Source organism: Pseudomonas sp. NPDC099000, assembly GCF_044759925.1.
Classification (GTDB): domain Bacteria; phylum Pseudomonadota; class Gammaproteobacteria; order Pseudomonadales; family Pseudomonadaceae; genus Aquipseudomonas.
In genome coordinates this window covers 408,220-428,634 of the sequence record NZ_JBIWAF010000002.1, presented here as the reverse complement: position 1 = coordinate 428,634, position 20,415 = coordinate 408,220, and the positions used below count along the sequence as shown (strand labels likewise).

22 protein-coding genes and 5 pseudogenes are annotated in these 20,415 nt (G+C 54.0%); 21 read left to right on the top strand and 6 right to left on the bottom strand.

Annotated elements, in window-relative coordinates; genetic code table 11:
• Nucleotides 1-161: 161 nt before the first annotated feature.
• A complete protein-coding gene (locus tag ACIQV9_RS04375; RefSeq protein ID WP_403098465.1) occupies nt 162-911 on the bottom strand; it encodes a LysR substrate-binding domain-containing protein in 750 nt (249 codons plus the stop codon).
• Here ACIQV9_RS04375 and ACIQV9_RS04370 point away from each other — a divergent pair.
• The 4 pseudogenes from ACIQV9_RS04370 to ACIQV9_RS04355 all read left to right on the top strand — a co-directional run.
• A pseudogene (locus ACIQV9_RS04370) lies at nt 843-983 on the top strand (muconolactone Delta-isomerase family protein); the annotation flags it as partial. The gene ACIQV9_RS04375 and the pseudogene ACIQV9_RS04370 sit on opposite strands and share 69 nt — an antisense overlap.
• A gap of 1 nt (nt 984) precedes the next feature.
• A pseudogene (gene catA / locus ACIQV9_RS04365) lies at nt 985-1,719 on the top strand (catechol 1,2-dioxygenase); the annotation flags it as partial.
• A gap of 24 nt (nt 1,720-1,743) precedes the next feature.
• Nucleotides 1,744-1,851: pseudogene (locus tag ACIQV9_RS04360) on the top strand (AraC family transcriptional regulator); the annotation flags it as partial.
• A pseudogene (locus ACIQV9_RS04355) lies at nt 1,833-1,952 on the top strand (AraC family transcriptional regulator); the annotation flags it as partial. The pseudogenes ACIQV9_RS04360 and ACIQV9_RS04355, both read left to right, overlap by 19 nt.
• On the opposite strand, the pseudogene ACIQV9_RS04350 reads toward ACIQV9_RS04355, so the two are convergent.
• A pseudogene (locus ACIQV9_RS04350) lies at nt 1,922-2,077 on the bottom strand (transposase); the annotation flags it as partial. The pseudogenes ACIQV9_RS04355 and ACIQV9_RS04350 sit on opposite strands and share 31 nt — an antisense overlap.
• 475 nt (nt 2,078-2,552) lie before the next feature.
• Between ACIQV9_RS04350 and ACIQV9_RS04345 the strand changes: the two are divergent.
• Nucleotides 2,553-2,918, top strand: a complete 366-nt coding sequence (locus ACIQV9_RS04345; protein ID WP_403098462.1) for a histone-like nucleoid-structuring protein, MvaT/MvaU family — start codon at nt 2,553-2,555, stop codon at nt 2,916-2,918.
• A 52-nt stretch (nt 2,919-2,970) separates the two neighbouring features.
• Here the strand turns inward: ACIQV9_RS04345 and ACIQV9_RS04340 are convergent, their stop codons facing one another.
• Nucleotides 2,971-3,849 (bottom strand): LysR substrate-binding domain-containing protein, encoded by an 879-nt coding sequence (locus tag ACIQV9_RS04340; protein WP_403098459.1) that lies wholly within the window; start codon nt 3,847-3,849, stop codon nt 2,971-2,973.
• Nucleotides 3,850-4,055: 206 nt separating this feature from the next.
• On the opposite strand from ACIQV9_RS04340, the gene ACIQV9_RS04335 reads away from it, so the two are divergent.
• The 10 genes from ACIQV9_RS04335 (at nt 4,056) to ACIQV9_RS04290 (ending at nt 11,276) form a co-directional block, all read left to right on the top strand.
• Nucleotides 4,056-4,481: a VOC family protein gene (locus ACIQV9_RS04335; protein WP_046054868.1), complete on the top strand. Its 426-nt coding sequence runs from the start codon at nt 4,056-4,058 to the stop codon at nt 4,479-4,481.
• 113 nt (nt 4,482-4,594) lie between these two features.
• A complete protein-coding gene (locus ACIQV9_RS04330; protein WP_403098456.1) occupies nt 4,595-5,854 on the top strand; it encodes a cation:dicarboxylate symporter family transporter in 1,260 nt (419 codons plus the stop codon).
• A 110-nt stretch (nt 5,855-5,964) separates the two neighbouring features.
• On the top strand, nt 5,965-6,546 hold the full coding sequence (locus ACIQV9_RS04325) for a TetR/AcrR family transcriptional regulator (protein WP_403098454.1): 582 nt from the start codon (nt 5,965-5,967) through the stop codon (nt 6,544-6,546).
• Between the two features lie 57 nt (nt 6,547-6,603).
• Nucleotides 6,604-7,707 carry an alkene reductase gene (locus ACIQV9_RS04320; RefSeq protein ID WP_403098452.1) on the top strand — a complete coding sequence of 368 codons (1,104 nt, stop codon included), beginning with the start codon at nt 6,604-6,606 and terminating at the stop codon, nt 7,705-7,707.
• Between the two features lie 72 nt (nt 7,708-7,779).
• Nucleotides 7,780-8,523 (top strand): SDR family oxidoreductase, encoded by a 744-nt coding sequence (locus ACIQV9_RS04315; RefSeq protein WP_403098450.1) that lies wholly within the window; start codon nt 7,780-7,782, stop codon nt 8,521-8,523.
• Between the two features lie 72 nt (nt 8,524-8,595).
• Complete coding sequence (locus ACIQV9_RS04310; protein ID WP_403098448.1) at nt 8,596-8,976, top strand: nuclear transport factor 2 family protein; 381 nt, start codon at nt 8,596-8,598, stop codon at nt 8,974-8,976.
• 59 nt (nt 8,977-9,035) lie between these two features.
• Entirely contained in the window at nt 9,036-9,422 is a 387-nt protein-coding gene (locus ACIQV9_RS04305) for a nuclear transport factor 2 family protein (RefSeq protein ID WP_403098446.1), read from the top strand.
• A 69-nt stretch (nt 9,423-9,491) separates the two neighbouring features.
• Entirely contained in the window at nt 9,492-10,160 is a 669-nt protein-coding gene (locus ACIQV9_RS04300) for an NAD(P)-binding oxidoreductase (protein WP_403098444.1), read from the top strand.
• Nucleotides 10,157-10,786, top strand: a complete 630-nt coding sequence (locus tag ACIQV9_RS04295; RefSeq protein ID WP_403098442.1) for an NAD-dependent dehydratase — start codon at nt 10,157-10,159, stop codon at nt 10,784-10,786. The genes ACIQV9_RS04300 and ACIQV9_RS04295 overlap by 4 nt, the downstream gene beginning before the upstream one ends.
• A 49-nt stretch (nt 10,787-10,835) precedes the next feature.
• Complete coding sequence (locus tag ACIQV9_RS04290) at nt 10,836-11,276, top strand: SRPBCC family protein (protein WP_403098440.1); 441 nt, start codon at nt 10,836-10,838, stop codon at nt 11,274-11,276.
• A 459-nt stretch (nt 11,277-11,735) separates the two neighbouring features.
• Here ACIQV9_RS04290 and ACIQV9_RS04285 read toward each other — a convergent pair whose 3' ends face one another.
• Nucleotides 11,736-12,131: a winged helix-turn-helix transcriptional regulator gene (locus ACIQV9_RS04285; protein ID WP_403098438.1), complete on the bottom strand. Its 396-nt coding sequence runs from the start codon at nt 12,129-12,131 to the stop codon at nt 11,736-11,738.
• A gap of 112 nt (nt 12,132-12,243) precedes the next feature.
• On the opposite strand from ACIQV9_RS04285, the gene namA reads away from it, so the two are divergent.
• The 4 genes from namA to ACIQV9_RS04265 all read left to right on the top strand — a co-directional run bounded on the left by namA (nt 12,244) and on the right by ACIQV9_RS04265 (nt 15,620).
• Nucleotides 12,244-13,284, top strand: a complete 1,041-nt coding sequence (gene namA / locus ACIQV9_RS04280) for an NADPH dehydrogenase NamA (protein ID WP_403098435.1) — start codon at nt 12,244-12,246, stop codon at nt 13,282-13,284.
• Between the two features lie 60 nt (nt 13,285-13,344).
• On the top strand, nt 13,345-13,728 hold the full coding sequence (locus ACIQV9_RS04275; RefSeq protein WP_403098433.1) for a nuclear transport factor 2 family protein: 384 nt from the start codon (nt 13,345-13,347) through the stop codon (nt 13,726-13,728).
• A gap of 205 nt (nt 13,729-13,933) precedes the next feature.
• Nucleotides 13,934-14,953: an alpha/beta hydrolase gene (locus ACIQV9_RS04270; protein ID WP_403098430.1), complete on the top strand. Its 1,020-nt coding sequence runs from the start codon at nt 13,934-13,936 to the stop codon at nt 14,951-14,953.
• A gap of 283 nt (nt 14,954-15,236) precedes the next feature.
• Nucleotides 15,237-15,620, top strand: a complete 384-nt coding sequence (locus tag ACIQV9_RS04265; RefSeq protein WP_403098621.1) for a nuclear transport factor 2 family protein — start codon at nt 15,237-15,239, stop codon at nt 15,618-15,620.
• Between the two features lie 145 nt (nt 15,621-15,765).
• Here the strand turns inward: ACIQV9_RS04265 and ACIQV9_RS04260 are convergent, their stop codons facing one another.
• Together ACIQV9_RS04260 and ACIQV9_RS04255 are read right to left on the bottom strand one after the other, a co-directional pair.
• Nucleotides 15,766-16,785, bottom strand: a complete 1,020-nt coding sequence (locus ACIQV9_RS04260; protein ID WP_403098428.1) for a DUF4062 domain-containing protein — start codon at nt 16,783-16,785, stop codon at nt 15,766-15,768.
• A gap of 69 nt (nt 16,786-16,854) precedes the next feature.
• Nucleotides 16,855-17,547, bottom strand: coding sequence for a DUF421 domain-containing protein (locus ACIQV9_RS04255; RefSeq protein ID WP_403098426.1), 693 nt, complete (start codon nt 17,545-17,547; stop codon nt 16,855-16,857).
• 507 nt (nt 17,548-18,054) lie between these two features.
• Between ACIQV9_RS04255 and ACIQV9_RS04250 the strand changes: the two genes are divergently transcribed.
• The gene (locus ACIQV9_RS04250; protein WP_403098424.1) at nt 18,055-19,224 is read left to right on the top strand and encodes a sensor histidine kinase; all 1,170 of its coding nucleotides are present in this window, start codon (nt 18,055-18,057) and stop codon (nt 19,222-19,224) included.
• Between the two features lie 417 nt (nt 19,225-19,641).
• Nucleotides 19,642-20,337 (top strand): VIT family protein, encoded by a 696-nt coding sequence (locus ACIQV9_RS04245; protein WP_403098422.1) that lies wholly within the window; start codon nt 19,642-19,644, stop codon nt 20,335-20,337.
• Nucleotides 20,338-20,415: the final 78 nt, after the last annotated feature.

The following is a 20,415-nucleotide window of genomic DNA, read 5'->3' as shown; positions in this document are numbered from 1 at the left end:
GGGTTGCGAAGCAGCCCCCAAAAAGACTTACACACTTTCAGAAATGAGCCGCGTGACAGCTTTTTAGGGCCGCTTCGCAGCCCAACGGGGGCAAGCCCCCTCGCCACAAAAGCCCGCTCACCACAGACTCCCTCACCGCAGGTCATTTGTTGGCGGCTCCATCACCGGGGCAACAACTCATCAATCATCTTCAAGCAATGATTCAACCCCGGCGTCACATCGCCCACGCGTCGGCTGAGAATGATCGGTGAGGTCGCGTTGTCTTCCAGCAACGGGGTAAACCCGATGTCGTCGCGGTGCAGCAACTGCACCGAAGCAGGCACCAGCGTGACCCCGATTCCAGCCCCCACCAGACCGATCGCTGTTTGCAGTTCGTTGGTCCATTGCGCCACTTGGATGCTCACGCCATAGGATTCGAACAGTGCAATCACGTGGTCGGCATAGCTGGGGCGCGGATTGCCGGGGTACAGCACAAAGGGTTCCTTGGCCAATTGTCGAAGGCTGATCGGCCCGGCCAGCAACGGATGGCCGGCGGGCAGGGCGGCGACCAGCCGGTCTTCGGTCAACACCGTCTGAATGATCGCCGGGTCGTCGATGCGAATCCGCCCGAAACCGATGTCGATGCGCCCGGCCTTGAGCGTCTGCAGCGTGGTCATTTCCGAAAGCCCGAGCTCAAGCTCCAGGGGCTCGCCACTGCGCAAATGGCGAATCAATTCCGGCAGCACGCCATACAGCGTCGAAGGCGCAAAACCGATGCCCAGCCAGGTTTTTTCCCCCAGACCGATGCGCTTGGTGTTGTCGCAAACCTTGGCCAGTTGTTCGAGCAGGGCGGTGGAGTGCTCATGGAAGAAACGCCCGGCGTCGTCACCCAGATGAAAACCGATGAAAAAGCCCTGGCCCAGCGCCTGCAAGAGCAAGGCAAATGGCGTCATCTGTGGCGCATCGCCGGGCACTACGCCAATTACAGCGTTTTCGACGTCGATAGACGCTGGCGACCCGCGGGTCAAAGCCTTGGTCTACCGCATTCTGCGTGACTCGGTGAACATCATCGAAGACCTCGCCGTGACCCCGGAAGAGTTCTGGAAAGCCGTCAACTACCTCAATGTTCTGGGCGCGCGTCAGGAAGCCGGTTTGCTGGTGGCCGGGCTGGGCCTGGAACACTACCTGGACTTGCTGATGGACGCCGAAGACGAACAGGCGGGGAAGGCGGGCGGCACGCCGCGGACCATCGAAGGCCCGTTGTATGTGGCGGGCGCGCCGCTGTCCGAGGGTGAGGCGCGCCTCGACGACGGCGTCGATCCGGGCGTGGTCCTGTTCATGCAGGGCCAGGTCCGCAACACGGCTGGCGAACCATTGGCCGGCGCGGTAGTGGATGTCTGGCACGCCAATACCGGCGGCACTTATTCCTACTTCGATACCACGCAATCGGAGTTCAACCTGCGCCGCCGCATTGTCACCGATGCCGAGGGTCGCTATCGCTTCCGCAGCATCGTGTCGTCGGGCAACGGTTGCCCGCCGGACGGTCCGACCCAGCAATTGCTCGATCAACTGGGCCGTCATGGCCAGCGTCCGGCGCACATTCACTTCTTCATCTCTGCTCCGGACCATCGTCACCTGACCACCCAGATCAACCTCGACGGTGACCAATACCTGCACGACGATTTCGCCTACGCCACCCGCGACGAGCTGATCGCCTCGCCTTTTGAGAGCGAGCCTGCTCGCGAAAGGGCCAGAACCTTTCACATGCCCAGGGTCGGCCGTCCGCTGGCCAGCCTCGATCATCGCAAATTCGCCAGCCTCGACCTGTGCCACATCAGCTACGGCGCCAGCGTGCGGATTACATCGCGCGCAACCTGAAACAGGACATCGACAGCGAACAACTCGCACGCCAGGCGCGGATGAGCCTGCGTTCGCTGTACGGCTTGTTCGAGCGCAACGCCGGGACCTCGCCGGGCAGTGCCGACTCGCCGACGCCGAGTGAACGGCTGGCTTCGATGTAGCTGTAGTTTTGCTTGAGCACGAGGTCGGCAGCCTCGCGTTTGAATTCAGCAGAAAAGGAACGGCGTTGTTTGGTCATCTGACACCTCGACCTGGCGAGCATTCTCGCCTAAATGGGTGTCCGGTTTCATTAGGCCACTACAGAACCGCTAGCGGCGTCACCAGAATGGGTTTCAGCTGGGGTAGGCTATACAAGGCCGACAAACGACAGGATGACTAGGACGATCACCACTGCCCCAACGATGTAGATGATATTGTTCATGAAATCTACCTCTTTATCTGAATGGGATTTCGACACCAAGGTGTCTAATACAAACGACACCACCGCTGACAATTCCGTTCCGCAAACGAGAGACAGATGCGGCGCCATCACGCCAATGTTCTGTTGCGATATTACGAACCGTCGCTCGTCGCCAAATGTTTATTAATCGACGTTTGCTCAAGTGCGAATCCTGCAACGGAGAAGACTTAATGAGTAAAGTAAATGCACCTCGCTTCATGCAAATTGGAGTTTTTGGTGTAACGTTAGAATAACAATCACGGAGAGATTTCCCATGTCCAAGCTCGCAGAGTTTCGTCAGCTCGAAAAACACCTGGCTGAACAGCTTCAAGCACTCGAAGCCCTCAAAGGTGACGCGGGCTTGAAGGCTGAAATCGAATTCGAAACAAAGCTCCGTGCCTTATTGGCGAAGTACGGCTTCAGCTTAAAAGACATCGTCAACCTACTTGATCCAAAGGCAGGTCGTCGCGCACCTGCTGCTGAGTCGAAGAGCAGCACTCGCAAGCCTCGCCAGGTGAAGGTCTATAAAAACCCTGAGTCTGGCGAAGTCGTTGAGACCAAGGGTGGCAACCACCGAACCCTGAAAGAGTGGAAAGCGAAGTACGGTTCCGACACCGTGGAGTCGTGGCTAACCAAGTGATTTCGATTTGAGTACAAAAGGGCCCGAGAGGGCCCTTTTTGCTGTGTGGATTTTATTCAGAGTCGGTCTTTACCTGGTCACTGATAAGTTGGGCCAAAATTCGTACAGGCTCGGTAAAACTCTGCCGAGACCGATGTACGAGCCCGATATCACGATGGAAGGTGTGCTGTCCGAGGTCGAGTGCTCGTACACCCGCAGGCCATTCCTGGTGGGTTGCTGTCTGCGGCACTAGAGCTACACCGACACCATTTTCAACCAGCTTGATGATGGCCTCCAGTTCATCCAGCTCGCAAACTTCACGCAAGGTGAAATGCAACTGCCGAAGGAAGCGATCCACTTGTCTGCCCCCGAATGATGATCGGTCATACCGAATGAACGGTTGGCTGGAAAGTAGTGCTGACCAATCTTCTCCCGGCAGTTCACGCGGCACAATCAGGCGGTAGGGCTCAAGCGCCAAGGTCGTCCAGCGTAGATCGCTCTGGAGCGAGAAGGGTGGGCGAATGATTGCGGCCATGTCGATCTCGCCGGCATCCACGAGGTTCACCAACTCCATCGATAGCCCCGGGATTACGCGGGTTCGGCACTGCGGGCATTGTTGGTGAAATTTGGCTAGTGCATCTGGAAGATAGGATCGCTGTACGGAAGCGATGGCGCCGATGTTCACCAGAACGCTCGCAGGAAGTCCGACCGTGGTGGAGCCCAGATTGTCGTAAAGGCGAAGCAGCTCTTGCGCTTGCAGGAGTATTTGATGGCCCATCCTGTTTAGGTGGGCCGAGCGTCCCTTTCTGTCGAATATCTCAAAGCCGAGCTCGGCCTCCAGACGCTGAATCTGGGCGCTCACCGCTGCTTGGGTGAGGCCGATTTTATTCCCTGCAGCGGCAAACGTACCTTCCCGTGCAACGGCGATGAGTGTTTTGAGTTCTTTGATCATTCACAAATATTAATTGTGTTTCTAAGAAAATTATATTGATTTTTTTGTTTGGTTGGCCGCCCTACGATGTGCCTATCCCCCGGCAACTGCCCGAACCGATAAGCCGATGTCGGTGGGACGGCGGAACGTGAAGCGTCGCGAAAAACCAACGACGAGCATTCATACGCTCCGTCCTTCACCAATAAAAAAACTGTATTGGAGTTCTGATGAGCCTCTCGCCTTTCCACCTCGCAATCCCCGTTTACAACCTCGCTGGCGCACGCACATTTTACGGCGAAGTGTTCGGCCTGGAAGAAGGTCGTTCCAGCAACCAGTGGGTCGACTTCAACTTTTATGGCCACCAACTGGTTATTCACGAACACCCAAAAACCGCTTCCCAGGAAAGCGTCCATAGCAACCCGGTAGACGGCCACGACGTACCTGTTCCGCACTTCGGCATCATCCTGGGCTGGGAAGAATGGGAAGCGCTGGCCGAGCGCTTGAAGTCTTTCGGCACGGAGTTTGTGATCGAACCCTACATTCGTTTCAAAGGGCAGGTCGGCGAGCAAGCCACCATGTTTTTGTTTGACCCTTGCGGTAATGCCCTTGAATTCAAGGCGTTCAAGGATATGAGCCAGCTCTTCGCAAAATAAGAAAAGTGTCGGCACAACAGCGTTGTGCCATTTGAACTCAAGTGAGCTGGAAGCTCATGAATCTAGCAACTGCCAATTAACGCAGTCCTTTCATTCCAACAAGAAGGCTAGACATGAAACGTATTCCCTTGGTGTGGCAAATCATTGCCGGGCTGTTGCTTGGCGTGCTCGTCGGTTGGTATTTCAATACCCATCCGCAGTATCAATCGTGGGTTAGCGCGGAAATCCTGAAACCGCTTGGCGATATCTTCATCAAGATGATGAAGATGGTAGTTGTGCCAATCGTGTTTTGTTGCATGATCCTGGGCATCGCAGGAGGCGGAGATAACAAGTCATTTGGCCGTATGGGCATAAAATCGCTGGGGTATTTTTTTGCGATAACCGGCCTGGCCATCGTGATGGGGCTGTGTTTCGCGAACATCTTCGAGCCTGGAACGGGCACTGATATTTCGGGCATTACGCATAGCGCTGCGTCGATCACCATGGAGCCTACCAAAGGAGCCCTCGTCATCGTGCAGAACATTGTCCCGGATAACGTCTTCGTTGCGATGTCGGAAGCGAAGCTGCTGTCGGTGCTGTTTTTCGCGGTGTTGTTCGGCATGGCCTTGAACTCGCTACCTAGAGAGAAAAGCGCGCCAGTGGTCGCGGTGGTTCAGGGTATTTCCGATGCGATGTTCAAAGTCGTCTCAATCGTAATGGCTTACGCGCCAATAGGCGTATTCGGAATGATCGGCGCTACCGTCGCAACCTTTGGCTTTGCCTCGCTATTACCCTTGCTCAAGCTGATTGGCGTGGTCTACCTGGCATTGATTGTCTTTGCATTGGTGGTACTTGGCGGTATTTGCTATCTGATCGGCGAGAACATTTTCAAGTTGATCAAGTATTTCCGAAATGAGCTGATTCTTGCGTTCTCGAGTGCCGCATCGGCAGCGGTCATGCCTCAGCTGATGAGCAAACTGGAAAGCTATGGTGTACCGCGTCGGATCGTCAGTTTTGTGGTGCCGGTGGGGTATGCGTTCAATCTGGATGGTGCATCGATTTTCCTGGGCGTTGCGACGATTTTTGTCGCTCAACTTTATGGAATTGATCTGTCGCTGTCTCAGCAGATCTTACTGGTGGTCACGATGGTGCTGACCTCCAAAGGTGCTGCAGGGGTGCCTGGATTCGCCATCATTATCTTGTCTGCGACGTTGGCCTCTGCCGGTCTTCCATTGGAAGGGGTGGCGCTTATCGCGGGGATCTTCAGGATTATCGATAGCGGAACCACCACGCTGAACGTGCTGGGTAATGCCATCGCACCCTTGGTAATCGCCAATTGGGAGAGGGCGGCCCTTGAGCCTTCACGAGTCAATCTGGTACCACAAAAAGCATAGCAATCCGCGAGAAGGCGTCCGACAGGAAACGCTAACTGCTGAGTCGGTTCATCAGATGCGGGCAGGAGTCTCTAGACGACCGGTCTAGTTTTGTGTAGGCTGCCTTCCCTATGAAGAAACCTATCCAAGATATGCGACAGCACATCATCGACGTGGCCAAGTCGCTGATGACCAACAAGGGTTACACCGCCGTGGGGCTGTCGGAAGTGCTGACAGCTGCTGGCGTACCCAAAGGGTCGTTCTATCACTACTTCCGCTCGAAAGAAGAATTCGGCCAGGCGCTGCTCGAAGAATATTTTCAGGAGTACATCGGGCGCGTCGATATCGTGATGGCCGCAGAAGGAACCGGAGCCGAGCGGCTGCTGGGCTATCTGCACTACTGGGCAAAGACGCAAGCGTTCGATCATCCCGAGGAGAAATGCCTGGTGGTGAAACTGGGCGCTGAAGTCTGCGACTTGTCGGAAGACATGCGCACGGTGCTGGAAGAAGGCACCGCGCTGATCATCCAGCGGATCACGCGTTGCGTCGAGCAGGGCATGGCCGACGGTTCCATCTCGCAGACCCAGGACGCGGAGACATTAGCCGAGTCTCTGTATCAGCTATGGCTTGGCGCCTCGCTGTTGGTCAAGGTCAAGAAGACTACGGCTCCCTTTGAAACCGCACTGATCACAAGTAAACGCCTGCTGGCCTAGGGGCGTTTTTTTTAACCAGATTACTAGACGACCGGTCTAATAATGGAGGTATTCAACATGATTGATAACAGTCATAACACCGACCTTTTTTCGCCCACGCAGATGGGCGCCTTGCAACTGGCCAACCGTATTGTCATGGCTCCAGTGACACGCAGCCGGATGGCGGAAGATGGGGTGCCGAATGAGCTGCACGCCACTTACTACGCCCAGCGTGCCAGCGCAGGCCTGATCATCGCCGAGGCTACGAATATTTCTCCTCAGGGGCGTGGCTATGCGATGACGCCTGGTATCTGGTCGGAAGAACAGGTGGCAGGCTGGAAAAAAGTCACTGACGCGGTACACGTGGCAGGCGGCAAGATCGTCAGTCAGCTATGGCACGTAGGCCGCTTCTCCAGCGTCGAGTTACAGCCAAACGGCGAAGCGCCAATCGCTCCGTCGGCGATCAAAGCCGAAGGCAGCACTTACACCGAGAACGGCTTTGTCGAAGTGTCGATGCCCCGCGCGCTGGAGACTTCAGAGATACCGGGAATCATCGAGCAATACAAACGGGCGGCAGAACATGCAAAACACGCCGGTTTCGACGGCGTGGAAGTTCATTCCGCCAATAGCTATCTGCTCGACCAGTTCCTGCGTGATTCCACCAACCAGCGCACTGACCAGTACGGCGGCTCCATCGAGAACCGGACTCGGCTGACGCTCGAAGTCACCGAAGCAGTGGTTGCGATCTGGGGCAGTGACCGGGTTGGCATCCGCCTCTCGCCGGTGACTCCTGACGCAGGCAATACCCCTCCTGACAGCAACGTCATGGCGACCTATGGCTACCTGATTCAGCGGCTCAACAAGTTCAACTTGGCCTATCTGCACTTCGTTGAAGGCGCCACTGCCACCTCTCGCACCGTTCCCGAAGGTGTGGATCTGGACGTGCTGAGTGCGCAGTTCGAAGGGCCGTTCATTGGCAACAACAACTATGACCTGGATATGGCGCTGGAGCGCCGGGCGCAAGGGCGGATTGATGCCGTGGCGTTTGGCCGCTTATTCATTGCCAACCCAGACCTCGTAGAGCGCTTGCGTCGTGGTGCCGAGCTCACTATCGCTCCGCGCGAGAGTTACTACGGCGGAGGTGCCAAGGGCTACACCGATTGGCCAACGGCAAGCTACTGAGTCGTGCCCTTGCGCGAGCCCGGCCCGGGGGAAGTCCGTCGCAACAGCATTCACCGTAATGAGGTACTAAACATGAATTATCTGCAAAGCAAAGTAGCAATCGTCACTGGCGCGTCTTCCGGTATTGGTGCTGCCACCACCCGCGCATTGGCCGCACAGGGCGTCCGCGTCGTGGCAGCAGCACTTGATCAGGAAGGGCTTGAATCGTTCGTTGCCGAGCTGCGTGTGGCAGGGAGCGACGTGGTCGCGTTCACTACCGATGTCACCCATCTGGATCAAACCAAAGCTCTCGCGAAGTTTGCACAAGACACCTACGGCGCCGTGGACATTCTGGTCAACAACGCTGGCCTGATGCTCTTTTCCAACTGGGTCGATCTGGCCGTGCAGGATTGGGAAAAGATGATCGATGTGAACATCAAGGGCTACCTCAACGCTACTGCTGCGGTACTGCCATTCATGCTGGAACAGAAGTCCGGGCAGATTCTCAACATGGACTCTGTCGCAGGTCACCAGGTTGGGCCGGCGGCGGGTGTTTACAGCGCAACCAAGTTTTTCGTCCAGGCCATTACCGAATCCATGCGAAAGGAGTTGGGCGTGCAGCATGGCATCCGCGTCAACACCGTCAGCCCTGGCGTGATCAATACCGGCTGGGCGGACAAGGTCAGCGATCCTGAAGGGCGCAAGGCTGCTCAGGAGCTGAACCGGATTGCCATTGCGCCTGACGATATCGCCCGTGCTGTGATTTACGCGCTCAACCAACCGGAAAACGTCACGGTCAACGATCTGATCATATCGCCGACGCGCCAGGATTGGTGATCGCTGACGGGTTGTGCCTGCGCCCATCTAGACCTGATGGGCAATCGGAAATTTTTCAATTAGGAGTCCACCATGAGCAATCCAACTTACGTCCAGGAATACAACGCTATCGTCGCCGTGCTTAGTCAATACAACGAAGGTGGTGCCAAGGCTGAGAGCGTTTTGATGAGGCCTGCGTTCAACGAGCAAGCGACCATGTTTGGGGTCGACGGCGACAAGCTCGTCGGCGGCGCGATCCAGAATCTGTACGACGTCATCGACAACTCGTTCCGTCCATCTCCCGAAGCCAAAGCCGCGATCGTTCGCATCGACATCGTGGGTACTGCCGCCAGTGCTCGGGTCGATACCGATAACGTTTCGGGATTTCGCTTCACCGACTTCTTCAACCTGCTGAAGGTAGAAGGCAAGTGGACGATCGTCAGCAAGATTTACCACACCCATCCGAGCGCTTGAGTACTCGAGCGCCTCTGGCGAGGTGTGTTGCACCTCGCCCCCAGTGAAAGGAGAGAATCATGTCAAAGAACATCAAGGCAGTACCAACCTCCGAGTACAACGCTGTCATCGCTACCGCCAATCAATACGTTGAAGGTCTGCGTGTGGGCAGCGCAGAAGGCGTTGCGCAAGCTTTCCATAAAGACGCAGTGATGTACGGTTTCACTAATGGGGAGCTGCTTGGCGGCCCGATCAAAAATCTGTTTGATTTCGTTCAGAAGAACGGCAATGCCCCCGAAATCACTACCCGACTCGACGTGCTGGCGATCACTCCCACGACCGCCGTGGTACGTGTCGATATGGAGAAGGATGCGATCGGCGCCGACTACAACGACTACCTGACCCTAATCAAAATCGACGGCACCTGGAAGGTCATCGCCAAGGTTTATCACCAGTTTGAAGGTTGAGCGTTCACCGATCCCGGTTGAATCAATGCCGGGATCGGAGCTCGTTCATCGTCAAATGGAGAAGCGATCATGAGTAAGGTTTTCATCATCGGCGCCGCTGGCAAAGTGGGGCGGCGATTGGTTAAGCAACTCGTCGGGCGAGGTCACGAAGCGATCGCACTGCATCGGAACCCGGAGCAGGGAAGTGAGCTTGCGGCTCTGGGCGCGACGCCCGTTAAAGGCAATTTGCTTGAGCTTGATCCCGTGCAAATGGCGCGACTTATGTCGGGCAGCGATGCCGTGGTCTTCACGGCAGGGGCAGGCGGCGCAGGTATGGATCTGACCAATGCGATTGATGGGCGAGGATTGGAGTTGGCAGTGGCCGCAGCCATTCAAGCAGGTGTCAGGCGTTTCATTCTGGTCTCGGCCTTTCCCGATGCGCTGCGGGGTAGCCCGTTATCCGAAGGCTTCGAAAATTACATTGCCGTGAAAAAACGAGCAGATGCTCATCTGGTGGGGTCGGATTTGGATTGGGTGATTGTGCGCCCAGGAACGCCTCTGGATGATACTGGCACCGGCAAAATCCGTGCTGATTTCGCTATTCCTTACGGTGAAGTTTCAAGAGATGACGTGGCAGCGACACTTGCCGAGTTGATCGACCAGCCCAGGCTGAGCCGAGTCATTATCGAGCTCACTCAGGGTGACACGCCAGTCTCCGAGGCGGTTCGCAGGCTTGATCGTGGGCGTTGCTCGCAATGAAGTTGGTATTGGTTGGCGCTACCGGTCTTGTTGGGCGCGAGGTACTGAAACAAGCGCTCGATGATCCACGAATCAGTCAGGTGGTTGCACCGACTCGCTGTGCGCTTGCTGCGCATCCCAAGTTACACGCGCCTCTAACAGACTTCGACAAGCTACCGGAAACAGTCGACTGGTGGCGGGCGGATGCCGTGATCTGCACATTGGGTACAACGATGCGGCGCGCTGGATCGAAAGACAGTTTTCGACTTGTTGATTACGAGTACCCGTTGGGTGTGGCGCGCTTGGCCAAGATGAATGGTACCTCAGCATACGTTCTCAATTCGGCCACCGGAGCGAACCCAAACTCGAGCTTTTTCTACAACCGGGTAAAAGGCGAGTTAGAGACATCTCTTACAGGGCTTGGTTTTGAATCACTCACCTATGTGAGGCCCGGCGTCATCAGTGGGAGGCGCGACGAACTGCGGTTGGGTGAGCGAGCACTGGTAGAGGTACTGGGCCTGGTGGGGAGATTGTTACCCGTTCGCTGGCAACTTACCCCCGCGTCGCGAATCGCCCAGGTGTTGCTCGAATCAGCCCTTGAGCACAGACCGGGTGTTCACATCATCACCTCCGAGTGCTGCATTTGAGCCGGAGTTAGCTGTTTTCACAAATAGATCATTTGAAGGGAGATACACAATGCCTATGGTTGAGTTTTCCGCTGTCTTGGACAGCGATACAGGACACGCTTGGAGCGTGTTGAAAAAATTTGGAGAGATTCATAAATGGCATCCCTCTATAGTCGAAAGCAGTATTGAGGATAACCAGCTTGACGGATTGGTTGGTTGTGTTCGCAAGCTCACACTGGCCGATGGCGCGGTTGTCAGGGAGCGTTTGTTAACGGTGGATGATCGCAATCTATCGTTGTGCTATCGCTTCGAGGAGTCCCCGTTACCATTAGATAACTATCTCGCCACTGTGAAATTGGTCTCACTTACGGGACAGTCCAAGACGTTCATCAATTGGTCTGCAAGTTTTGACCTGCAAGATTTGAACACAGCAGACCACTACCAGGAACTCATACGAGGACTGATCGTGGATGGCCACAATAGTCTTCAGTTGTTTCTAATCCGGCATTAAAGATTTAAATGAATTGACACGTTCAGTCTTGGCTAGGCAAGCATTCTAAACTTGAATGCAAAAGGGCCCTTGGAAGCTGATGACATTCAGCTAAGTTGACTTACTGCGGCCATCGCTGAACACCCGGGTTTCGGTCAGGGTGTTTTGTTTAACCAAGTGCATTGCTGGAACTCTGGCGGGCCGTAGCCTGCGTGACGTCAGTACAAGGATTAAAAACTCAGACCACTCGCTCGGCTGGCAGGATATGCACACCGGGCTGGGGCGTTAGGGTCACATAAAGCAACGCCTGGGTATGTTGGACGCCGGGTTAAGCCGCCATCGCTTGGGCAGCAGAGGCCCTTCGAACCCAAGATTGCCACCAGCAATCGCTTGGCGAGACGGAATTCGTTGTGATGGTCGCCGATCACGCCCGGGCGTATCAAGGCTAAGGCTGCGCTAAGGCCCAACGCTCGCGCGAGATCAAATGCTGGAACAGGAGGCGACCGAACTTACCGGCACCGCAGAGCGCCTGAGTTCCAAAATTTCACGCTCATGCACGGCTCCCCATTCCCGCATGGCACTCACCAAAGGCGCGAGAGAGCTACCTAATTCTGTCAGCGAATACTCCACCTTTGGCGGCACCTCGCGATAGATTTCGCGATGAATAATCCCATCAATCTCCAGCTCTCTCAGCTGGAGTGTCAGCATCCTCTGAGTGATATCTGGTATTAGGCGTCGCAGTTCGTTGAAGCGCTTCGTTCCTGACATCAGGTGAAACAGTATGAGCGATTTCCATTTTCCACCAATGACATCGACAGTAAACGCGACGGGACAAGCGAAGGCCTCAATTTCATCCTGAGGGTTACATTTTTTCACTGTTATCACCAAGGTATAAAAAGTGTGCCTACAGCACATAATTGTGCGTACTTACACGCAAGTGCTGCGTAAGTTAGCATGATTCCATATTAACCACTATGGAATCCGCTTGATGAGCTTGCTGCTTTCGCCCCATGAAATTAAAGGCCTTAGACTGAAAAACCGCGTCGTTATGTCCCCTATGTGCATGCACATGGCAGCGGATGATGGCTTTGTCACTGAATGGCACCGCGTTCATTATGGAGCTCGTGCTCTGGGTCAGGCGGCTCTGATTTTTCCCGAAACGTTGGCTATTCAGGCTGACGGTCGTATCGGAGCCGGTGACCTCGGTATCTGGAGCGATGAACACGTTGTCGGCTTGAAAGCGCTAACTGAACTGCTTCACAGTTTTGGTGCAAAAGCCGGCGCTCAGATCGGCCATGCGGGGCGCAATGCTGACCTGCCCAATCTCATTCACATCGCGCCATCGGCGATTCCGTTCACGCAAACAAGCCCTGTTCCTCGCGAACTCGCGGCTGATGAAATTCCGGGTCTGGTTAAGATTTACGGCGATGCCGCACGGCGTGCCAGCGACGCTGGATTCGATGTGCTTGAGATCCATGCCGCGCACGGCTACTTATTGAGTGAGTTTCTCTCGCCGCTGGCTAACACCCGCGACGACGAATATGGCGGTGATGCCAAGCGTCGCTATCGCTTTCTGCGCGAGGTGCTGGAAGAAGTAAAAAATCATTGGGGTGATCGTCCTCTGTTCGTACGGATATCCAGCTCTGATTACGCCGAAGGCGGAAACACGCCTGAGTCGTTCCTCGAATATGGTCGCTGGATGAAAGAGCAGGGTGTTGACCTGATCGACTGCAGCTCCGGCGGGATCAAGATGGTCAGGGTGGAAACCTACCCGGGTTACCAGGTACCGGCTGCTGAATTACTGCGTAAGGAGTTGCATATTGCTACAGGTGCTGTGGGTGTGATTCAGAGTGGGCGTCAGGCCGAAGAAATCTTGCAAAACGGCCGAGCTGATCTGGTGTTCGTGGGTCGCCAAATGCTGCGAGATCCATTCTGGGTGCGCACCGCAGCAGATGATCTGAGGGAGGTCATAGAGATTCCTGAGGCCTACACACGTTATGGATCTGTCTGGCTTGATACCAAAGCCTGAAGCTTTTCTGCATTAATCAAATCAGTAATCAATGCAATCCAACGAAGCAGGAGTAAAACCATGAGCAAACCTACTTACGTACAAGAGTACCAAGCTATTACCGAGGTACTGAACAAGTACATTGAGGGATGCAAGCAGGCCAAAAGTAGCGTCATGAAGCCGGCTTTCAGTGAGCAAGCAACGATGTTTAGCGTCGATGGCGAAGGTAAGCTGGCAGGCGGCGCGATTCCAATTCTGTTCGAAGGGATTGACAAGGGTTTCCGCCCATCTCCTGACGCACCGGCAGCCATCGTCCGCATCGAGATCGTCGGTACAGCGGCTAGCGCTCGCATCGACGCTAACGACATATCTGGCATTTCCTTCACCGACTTCTTCCATCTGCTAAAAGTCGATGGTCAGTGGACGGTAATCAGCAAGATCTTCCACACCCACGTCGTCCCTTGAGGCTTTCTCCTCCTTGAGCGCGCGGCGACGAGGCTGCACTGCATGCCTGCTGTGTTTTCTTTTGGAGCCGGGCGTCGGCGGAACTGTACGTCCGGCATACAGCCTTGAAGACGTTGCCTTCGACCGCCGGATCGAAGCCGAAACAGATAATAAAGTTGCTCGTTATTTGATGATGCAGACATTCAGGCTATACATAGGAAAGATCATGAAGATCCTCACTTCCGCTTTCGCCCTTTCCGTCGTGACGCTGTCGCTTGGTGATGCACTTGCAGCCGACCAGCCGGGCGTTGAACACCACGTAGCAGAATTTTTGAAATCCCTTGAAGGCGTCAAGACGCTGGACTCCATGACGCCGGTCGAGGCCCGCGCCACGCTGGTGGCCGCCCAGGCTGCCCCCCAGGTGTCGTTGCCGGCAGCTGATGTCAGCGAGATGACGATCCGCGTCAATGGCCGCGACCTGAAGCTAACCGTCGTGCGCCCGGTCGGCAGCGATCAGAAAACCCTACCCGCGTTCATGTACTTCCACGGCGGCGGCTGGGTGTTGGGCGACTTCCAGACCCACGAGCGGCTGGTGCGTGACTTGGTGGTAGGCTCGGGAGCGGTGGCGGTCTTCGTTAACTACACCCTCTCGCCTGAGGCGGGATATGGCGTCGCCATCGAGCAAGCCTATGCTGCGACAAAATGGGTGGCCGAACATGGCAAGGAGATGAACGTAGACGGCAAACGCCTTGCCGTAGCTGGCAACAGCGCAGGCGGGAACATTGCAGCCGTGGTTGCTTTGATGGCGAACGAGAAGGGCGCACCAGCACTACGTTCGCAAGTGTTGCTGTGTCCGGTGACGGATGCAAATTTTGACACGCCGTCCTACAAGGAGTTTGCCAACGGCTACTTCCTGACGAAGGACTTGATGGTGTGGTTCTGGGACAATTACACACTCGATGCCGAAGCACGCAAGCAGATTTACGCGTCGCCGCTGCAGGCGACAACCGAGCAGTTAAAAGGCTTGCCGCCGACGCTGATCCAAACTGCCGAATTCGATGTCCTGCGCGATGAAGCTGAAGCTTACGGCCGCAAGCTCGATGCTGCGGGTGTGCCTGTTAAGTCGGTACGCTACAACGGCATGATTCACGATTTTGGGCTTTCGAACGCATTCAGCCATCTGCCGGCGCCCCGCACCGCGATCGAGCAGGCATCTCAAGAGCTCAAAACCAGTCTGAGTGAGTAGATTCAAAAAAAGAGTCCGCAGGTGAATCTGCAGGAATCATCGTTGAAAACACATCGTTGGTTTCACTGCGAAGCTACAGTAGCACCAAGGTTTTCGGAACACCCGCTGTATTTTTTGCAGTTGAGCATAAATTAATAATCGAATTCCTTATTAAATTAAGAGTTAAAAAATGAAAATTACTTTTATCAAGAGTTTGTTTTTCGTCGCCCTAATTTCGAGCTTCGGCTCGATTGCTCAAGCAGAAAACCTACCAGGCGACCCACAAGTTATCAGTAATAAAACAATGAACAAACCTACGTACGTGGACGAACACCAAGCTATCACTGAGGTCTTGAACAAGTACATTGAGGGCTGCAGACAGGCTAAGAGCAGCATCATGAAGCCCGCGTTCAACGAACATGCAACGATGTACAGCGTCGGTGCCGATGGAAAGTTGTCCGGCGGAGCGATTCCAATCTTGTTCGATGGGATCGACAAGGATTTCCGCCCATCTCCTGACGCAAAGGCTGCTATTACCCGCATAGAGATTGTAGGTACTGCCGCTAGTGCTCGAATCGACGCCAACGATATGTCAGGCATCTCTTTCACCGACTTCTTTCATCTGCTGAAAGTCGAAGGCAAGTGGACTGTGGTTAGCAAGATTTTCCAAACGCATGTAGCGCCCTAATGACTTGAGCCGTCCGGCGGCTTTGTGCTCGACTAGGGCTTCTGCGCTGGAACCCTTCGATCACAGCTATCGTTTTGAGTAAGTGGAGTCGATACTCAACCGCCGGATGCCCTAGTCCTTTCTTGATACCACGAGATTTTGATTACTACATTGCGACGCTTTCCTGTACCCACTGCTCTGCTATGGGGTGCGTAGCAGGGATAAAAAGGCGCGATTCACTGACCGCCTTTTCGCGATGCATTGGCATTGAGTAACTGGTGGGCATAGTCGCTGGTGGTTCTTCTAACTTCGCCATCTCAAGGTTTTTTAGCGTGATGCGATACCAGCCGCTCCCGAATACGGCCACCTGGAAGCAGGAAAGGAGCAGTTTAGAGAGATGAGTGGGAGACACGAAGTAGAGGCCAGCCGAACGACCTTGCACAGGCACACTTGCATCTGTCTCGATGAGAATCAGCCCGTCGTCGAAAACCCGCCAGGTTGTATCTCCCGACTTCAGGCCGGTAAACGATTTGTCATCCCAATCTGAATAGCCTTGCTTGAGTGTTGCGAGGCCCAAGCTATGAAGACTTTGAAAAATCTCATAACGGCGCTGAGACGCTTCATGCACCGCATGATTCTCGGTAGGCTGCGGTAAGTATGCGAACTCGAGGCGCGGTGCGTAAGAATGGCTTCCGTAAGCACGCGAGTTCGAAGCCCCATTTAAGCGTTCTAGAAACTCCTTTTCGGGAACAGAGCTTTTGGACTTTTCCCTCCTGGTAAGGCCTTGGATGATCGCCGTTAGCAACTCCTGCGGCCCGGAAAATGAGGCGCGAAAGAAACCTAGCTTGTAGTCAGATACTTCGTTGACGAACACGGCCTGCTTTTCATCAAATTCCGTCTGCTGAATGAAGACCAAGATCGGTTTTCGCCTGCTGACTGCTTGGCGAAATTCCTGCTGAGTAACCGACATACCCGGCTCAGGCTCGTAGCCGTAGTTAGCGCCCAAGATGAGCACAAAGACGTCGCACTGATCAACCTCTGTCAGGCAGGCATGCTCGGAGGAATAGGTGCGGGCTCCAAAATGCGCACTCATGATCGGCTTCATATCCAGAGCTTCTACAGCGTCCTTTGCAGCCGCTCTGAATTGCTCAAATCCCCTTACCACCGAGCTTATGAATACCTTCATCTGTTCCTCCTCAAAATGCTGGCGCCTGTCGATTTGACTGATGCCTAGTGGGATTGTTTCCAGCAACCATCACCTACAGCGTCGAGTGCTCAGCGCCGTTGACCAGAGATCATGATCGCACCGTGAGCAGCGTGCTTGTTGCCCTGCATGAATAGATTGTGCAAAGCCACAACTCACGCAGCAATAAAGTCCCGAGGCGGGCACTTTTATAAACTCCGCACGATGCTCTAAAGGTAAGACTGACAAACCAGGGCGAACGTCTTCTTGATCGAAAAAATAAAGACTGATGTCTCCATCTGTTTCCATAAGCGCCAATCTTACTTGGCCTAGGTGCTCAACGCCCCGTTGTCGAAGCTCCATCAATATTTCACTCGATGAAATATTCAGCTTCTCCAAGGATTTAGGTTCATATAAGCCATTGCGAATGACGGTTACAGGTAGACCATCAATCCATGCTTCAAATTTCCTGCTTTTGGTCATGACCAAAACGGTCATGCGATAGAGCAGCAACAGCGTGAGGAAAACGACTGCGACGGGCAACAGTGGTACATCATGGTAGAAGGACACGTCTCCGGCAGCGGAGCCCAACGTCAAAATCACGACCAACTCAAAAAGTGAGAGCTGTCTTATCCCGCGCCGGCCACTTGATTTTAAAAACAAGAAAACGGCAAGAAAGGCAAAAGTTGCCCGAAACCCTACCTCTAGCAAAAATGATAGTGGGAACTCATCTATCAACATCCGTTGAATATCAAAGGGAGACATCATCACCTCTTTTTTGGTTTTTTAGATAATCATTGAATTGTGCGAGTCCTGCCCATCTAAAGAGTTACATCCTCTGGGTAGCTCCGCGGGGGCGATGAAAACGGTCTAGTCGTGGAATTTGAATCTCCATTACATGAACCTTAGCCTCGATTCACCAAAGAATGGTGAGCCTGATTTGCACAGTCCTTTACTCACCGGAAGGCTTGCTAGCGAAGGCGCGGAATCAGCCCTGTAGGTGCTTGTCGTTTCGCTGGCACGGATTTTACGATCAGGTAAGGTGGGTGAGGGATAGAACTGCGGGCAGCGCGATCATTGCCACCACCCACTGGATGATCGCAACGGTCTGTGTGCGTTTCCTGACACCCCTTATACAAACGTGAGACCATACATCGTTCTGCTACCATCCAGGCCACCAATCGAGTGCGACCTTGGTGCAACGGTTTGAAAGCGGGCATTCCATCGGATAACCCACTTAAAGCAGTGACCTTGAGCCGTTCGGGAGTAAAAATGACTGCGAACACCACGCCTCATTCCGTTAGCTCCAGTGAAACAGCTCCAGATGAATCCCTTCGGATGAACGTCGTTCGTAGGTACGCCATTCTTGATTCCCCTCCGGACGGCGCATTTGATCGTGTGACCGCAATAGCAGCGCGCCTTCTCGGTACTCCGATAGCAATCGTGAGCATCGTCGATACAGATCGAATCTGGTTCAAATCCCATCATGGGCTCGACGCAAATCAAATTTCCCGCAATCCAGGACTCTGTGCCTCCGCGATCTTACAGAATGGGCCTTGGTTAGTAACAGACGCTAGGCATGATCCTCGAACGCTTTCTAATCCCCTTGTCGCAGGCGAATTTGGTCTTCAATTTTATTTGGGTGTGCCGCTGCATACTCACGACGGCTTCAATCTCGGTACGTTATGTGTGCTGGACACGCAGCCGCGCACGGTTACCCAAGATCAGATAGACACGTTGGCGGATCTTGCTAGCGTTGTAATGGATCAGCTTGAACTGCGCCTTTCCGCCATGCGATCCATAGCTGAGAAGGAAGCAGCGCTGAATCATTCCCACTTGATGGCCGAGGAAATTGACCATCGAGTCATGAATAGCCTCCATTTGATTGTGTCAATGCTGAGCATTCAGAGTGCTCAGCTGGGCAACTCTGAAGCGGCTAAGGAGATTTCAAGAGCGGCTGCCAAAATATTTGCAGTAGCAAATGTGCATCAGCATATTAACGTCGGTAAGGCTGCCACGACGCTCGATAGTGCTGACTATCTGGTTCAACTGTGTGCTGGCTTATCAGCAATGTTAGGTTGTAGGGATCAGGTAGCTATCTCGGTCGAAGCCGTCCCACTCGCCTTGGCGAGCGAACAACTCAGTCAACTCGGCCTTATCGTTAATGAATTGGTGACGAATGCTTTAAAATATGGTGCCACCAAGGTCGATGTACAATTGGCACCATATGAACATCAGTATTGCCTGACCGTAAGTGACAATGGCAAGGGACTTCCAGCCGACTTTGGTGTGGATAAAATGTCGGGGTTGGGAATGAAAGTAATTACTTCGCTTGTTAAAAATCTGGGTGGCTCGCTAAGTCACCAGCCCAACGCAAACATCGGCGGCACCGCGTTTCAGATAATTTTTTCTCCGATGTTGAGTTTGCGTCCTCGAATTTGAAACGAAGCTTCTCGCTTTACTTACCAAGTACGGCAACAGCTTGAAGGACATCTTCAACCTGCTTGATCTACAGGCTGGTCGTCGCGCTCCGGCTGCCCTGCCGCAATCGGGCACCCGCAAGCCTCGCGAGGTAGGTTTACAAGAATCCGGAATCGGGTGAGGTCGTGGAACCAAGGGCGACTATCACAAAATTTGAAATAGCGGAAAGCGAAATACGGCTCAGACAAGATCGAGTCCTGGCTGACCAAGTGATTTTGGTTTGAGTACAAAAGGGCAGCGTAAAGCATCTTTCTGAAATTTAATCGGTTGATTCAGTCATTACCGGTGATTGGATCTCCGTTCATCAACATGAATCTCACGGTGCTCATGACGCCAGAGACCTGACCTAATGCAATTTTTCACACGGAGAATTCCAGAATGGCAGCGCATCATAAAGAGAAACACCCAATAGACAACATTGGTTGGCTGCGCGCTGCCGTATTGGGGGCCAATGACGGAATCGTTTCAACTTCAAGTCTGATTCTGGGCGTAGCCGCCTCTCACGCAACTCACAACAGCATCCTTATAGCGGGTGTCTCTGCTCTCGTCGCCGGTGCTATGTCGATGGCTACCGGAGAGTACGTTTCCGTGCAGTCCCAAGCCGACACGGAGGCGGCTGCCCTAGAGGCGGAGCGAATTGAGATTCAGGAAAATCCGAAGGGCGAGAATCGTGAACTGACAGGAATTTATGTTGAGCGAGGACTTGAGGTGCCGCTTGCAAAAGAAGTCGCGACTAAACTAATGGATCACGACGCCTTGGGGGCGCATGCCCGAGATGAGTTGGGAATCACCGATGCGATGAGTGCAAAGCCATTACAGGCTGCTCTTGCATCTGCGCTAAGCTTTGCCCTAGGTGCGGCACTACCATTACTCGTGGTCGTAGTAGTTCCACAAGAACATCTCATCCCAGTCATCGTCGTCGCGTCGTTGGTCTTCCTTGCTATCCTTGGCGGCTTGGCGGCCAAGGTCGGTGGGGCGAATATTAAAAATGGGGTTTTACGTGTGACTTTTTGGAGTGCGCTTTCGATGGCGGTGGCAGCAGGAGTCGGTACCCTGTTGGGAACCACAGTATAAAACCCGGAGCGGGTTCCAGAGTTAAATTCTTGATGGTGAGAGTGGGCCTTTATACAAGGATGGAACAGGGTTTATATA

What these genes read in the sequence shown, in the direction of transcription:
- ACIQV9_RS04310 (WP_403098448.1), top strand. Translation starts at nt 8,596, where the DNA reads ATGAGCAATCCAACTTACGTCCAGGAATACAACGCTATCGTCGCCGTG.
- ACIQV9_RS04340 (WP_403098459.1), bottom strand. Translation starts at nt 3,849, where the DNA reads ATGATCAAAGAACTCAAAACACTCATCGCCGTTGCACGGGAAGGTACG.
- ACIQV9_RS04255 (WP_403098426.1), bottom strand. Translation starts at nt 17,547, where the DNA reads ATGTCTCCCTTTGATATTCAACGGATGTTGATAGATGAGTTCCCACTA.
- ACIQV9_RS04325 (WP_403098454.1), top strand. Translation starts at nt 5,965, where the DNA reads ATGAAGAAACCTATCCAAGATATGCGACAGCACATCATCGACGTGGCC.
- ACIQV9_RS04295 (WP_403098442.1), top strand. Translation starts at nt 10,157, where the DNA reads ATGAAGTTGGTATTGGTTGGCGCTACCGGTCTTGTTGGGCGCGAGGTA.
- ACIQV9_RS04330 (WP_403098456.1), top strand. Translation starts at nt 4,595, where the DNA reads ATGAAACGTATTCCCTTGGTGTGGCAAATCATTGCCGGGCTGTTGCTT.
- ACIQV9_RS04305 (WP_403098446.1), top strand. Translation starts at nt 9,036, where the DNA reads ATGTCAAAGAACATCAAGGCAGTACCAACCTCCGAGTACAACGCTGTC.
- ACIQV9_RS04260 (WP_403098428.1), bottom strand. Translation starts at nt 16,785, where the DNA reads ATGAAGGTATTCATAAGCTCGGTGGTAAGGGGATTTGAGCAATTCAGA.
- ACIQV9_RS04265 (WP_403098621.1), top strand. Translation starts at nt 15,237, where the DNA reads ATGAACAAACCTACGTACGTGGACGAACACCAAGCTATCACTGAGGTC.
- namA (WP_403098435.1), top strand. Translation starts at nt 12,244, where the DNA reads ATGAGCTTGCTGCTTTCGCCCCATGAAATTAAAGGCCTTAGACTGAAA.
- ACIQV9_RS04275 (WP_403098433.1), top strand. Translation starts at nt 13,345, where the DNA reads ATGAGCAAACCTACTTACGTACAAGAGTACCAAGCTATTACCGAGGTA.
- ACIQV9_RS04300 (WP_403098444.1), top strand. Translation starts at nt 9,492, where the DNA reads ATGAGTAAGGTTTTCATCATCGGCGCCGCTGGCAAAGTGGGGCGGCGA.
- ACIQV9_RS04250 (WP_403098424.1), top strand. Translation starts at nt 18,055, where the DNA reads ATGACTGCGAACACCACGCCTCATTCCGTTAGCTCCAGTGAAACAGCT.
- ACIQV9_RS04270 (WP_403098430.1), top strand. Translation starts at nt 13,934, where the DNA reads ATGAAGATCCTCACTTCCGCTTTCGCCCTTTCCGTCGTGACGCTGTCG.
- ACIQV9_RS04245 (WP_403098422.1), top strand. Translation starts at nt 19,642, where the DNA reads ATGGCAGCGCATCATAAAGAGAAACACCCAATAGACAACATTGGTTGG.
- ACIQV9_RS04315 (WP_403098450.1), top strand. Translation starts at nt 7,780, where the DNA reads ATGAATTATCTGCAAAGCAAAGTAGCAATCGTCACTGGCGCGTCTTCC.
- ACIQV9_RS04335 (WP_046054868.1), top strand. Translation starts at nt 4,056, where the DNA reads ATGAGCCTCTCGCCTTTCCACCTCGCAATCCCCGTTTACAACCTCGCT.
- ACIQV9_RS04345 (WP_403098462.1), top strand. Translation starts at nt 2,553, where the DNA reads ATGTCCAAGCTCGCAGAGTTTCGTCAGCTCGAAAAACACCTGGCTGAA.
- ACIQV9_RS04320 (WP_403098452.1), top strand. Translation starts at nt 6,604, where the DNA reads ATGATTGATAACAGTCATAACACCGACCTTTTTTCGCCCACGCAGATG.
- ACIQV9_RS04290 (WP_403098440.1), top strand. Translation starts at nt 10,836, where the DNA reads ATGCCTATGGTTGAGTTTTCCGCTGTCTTGGACAGCGATACAGGACAC.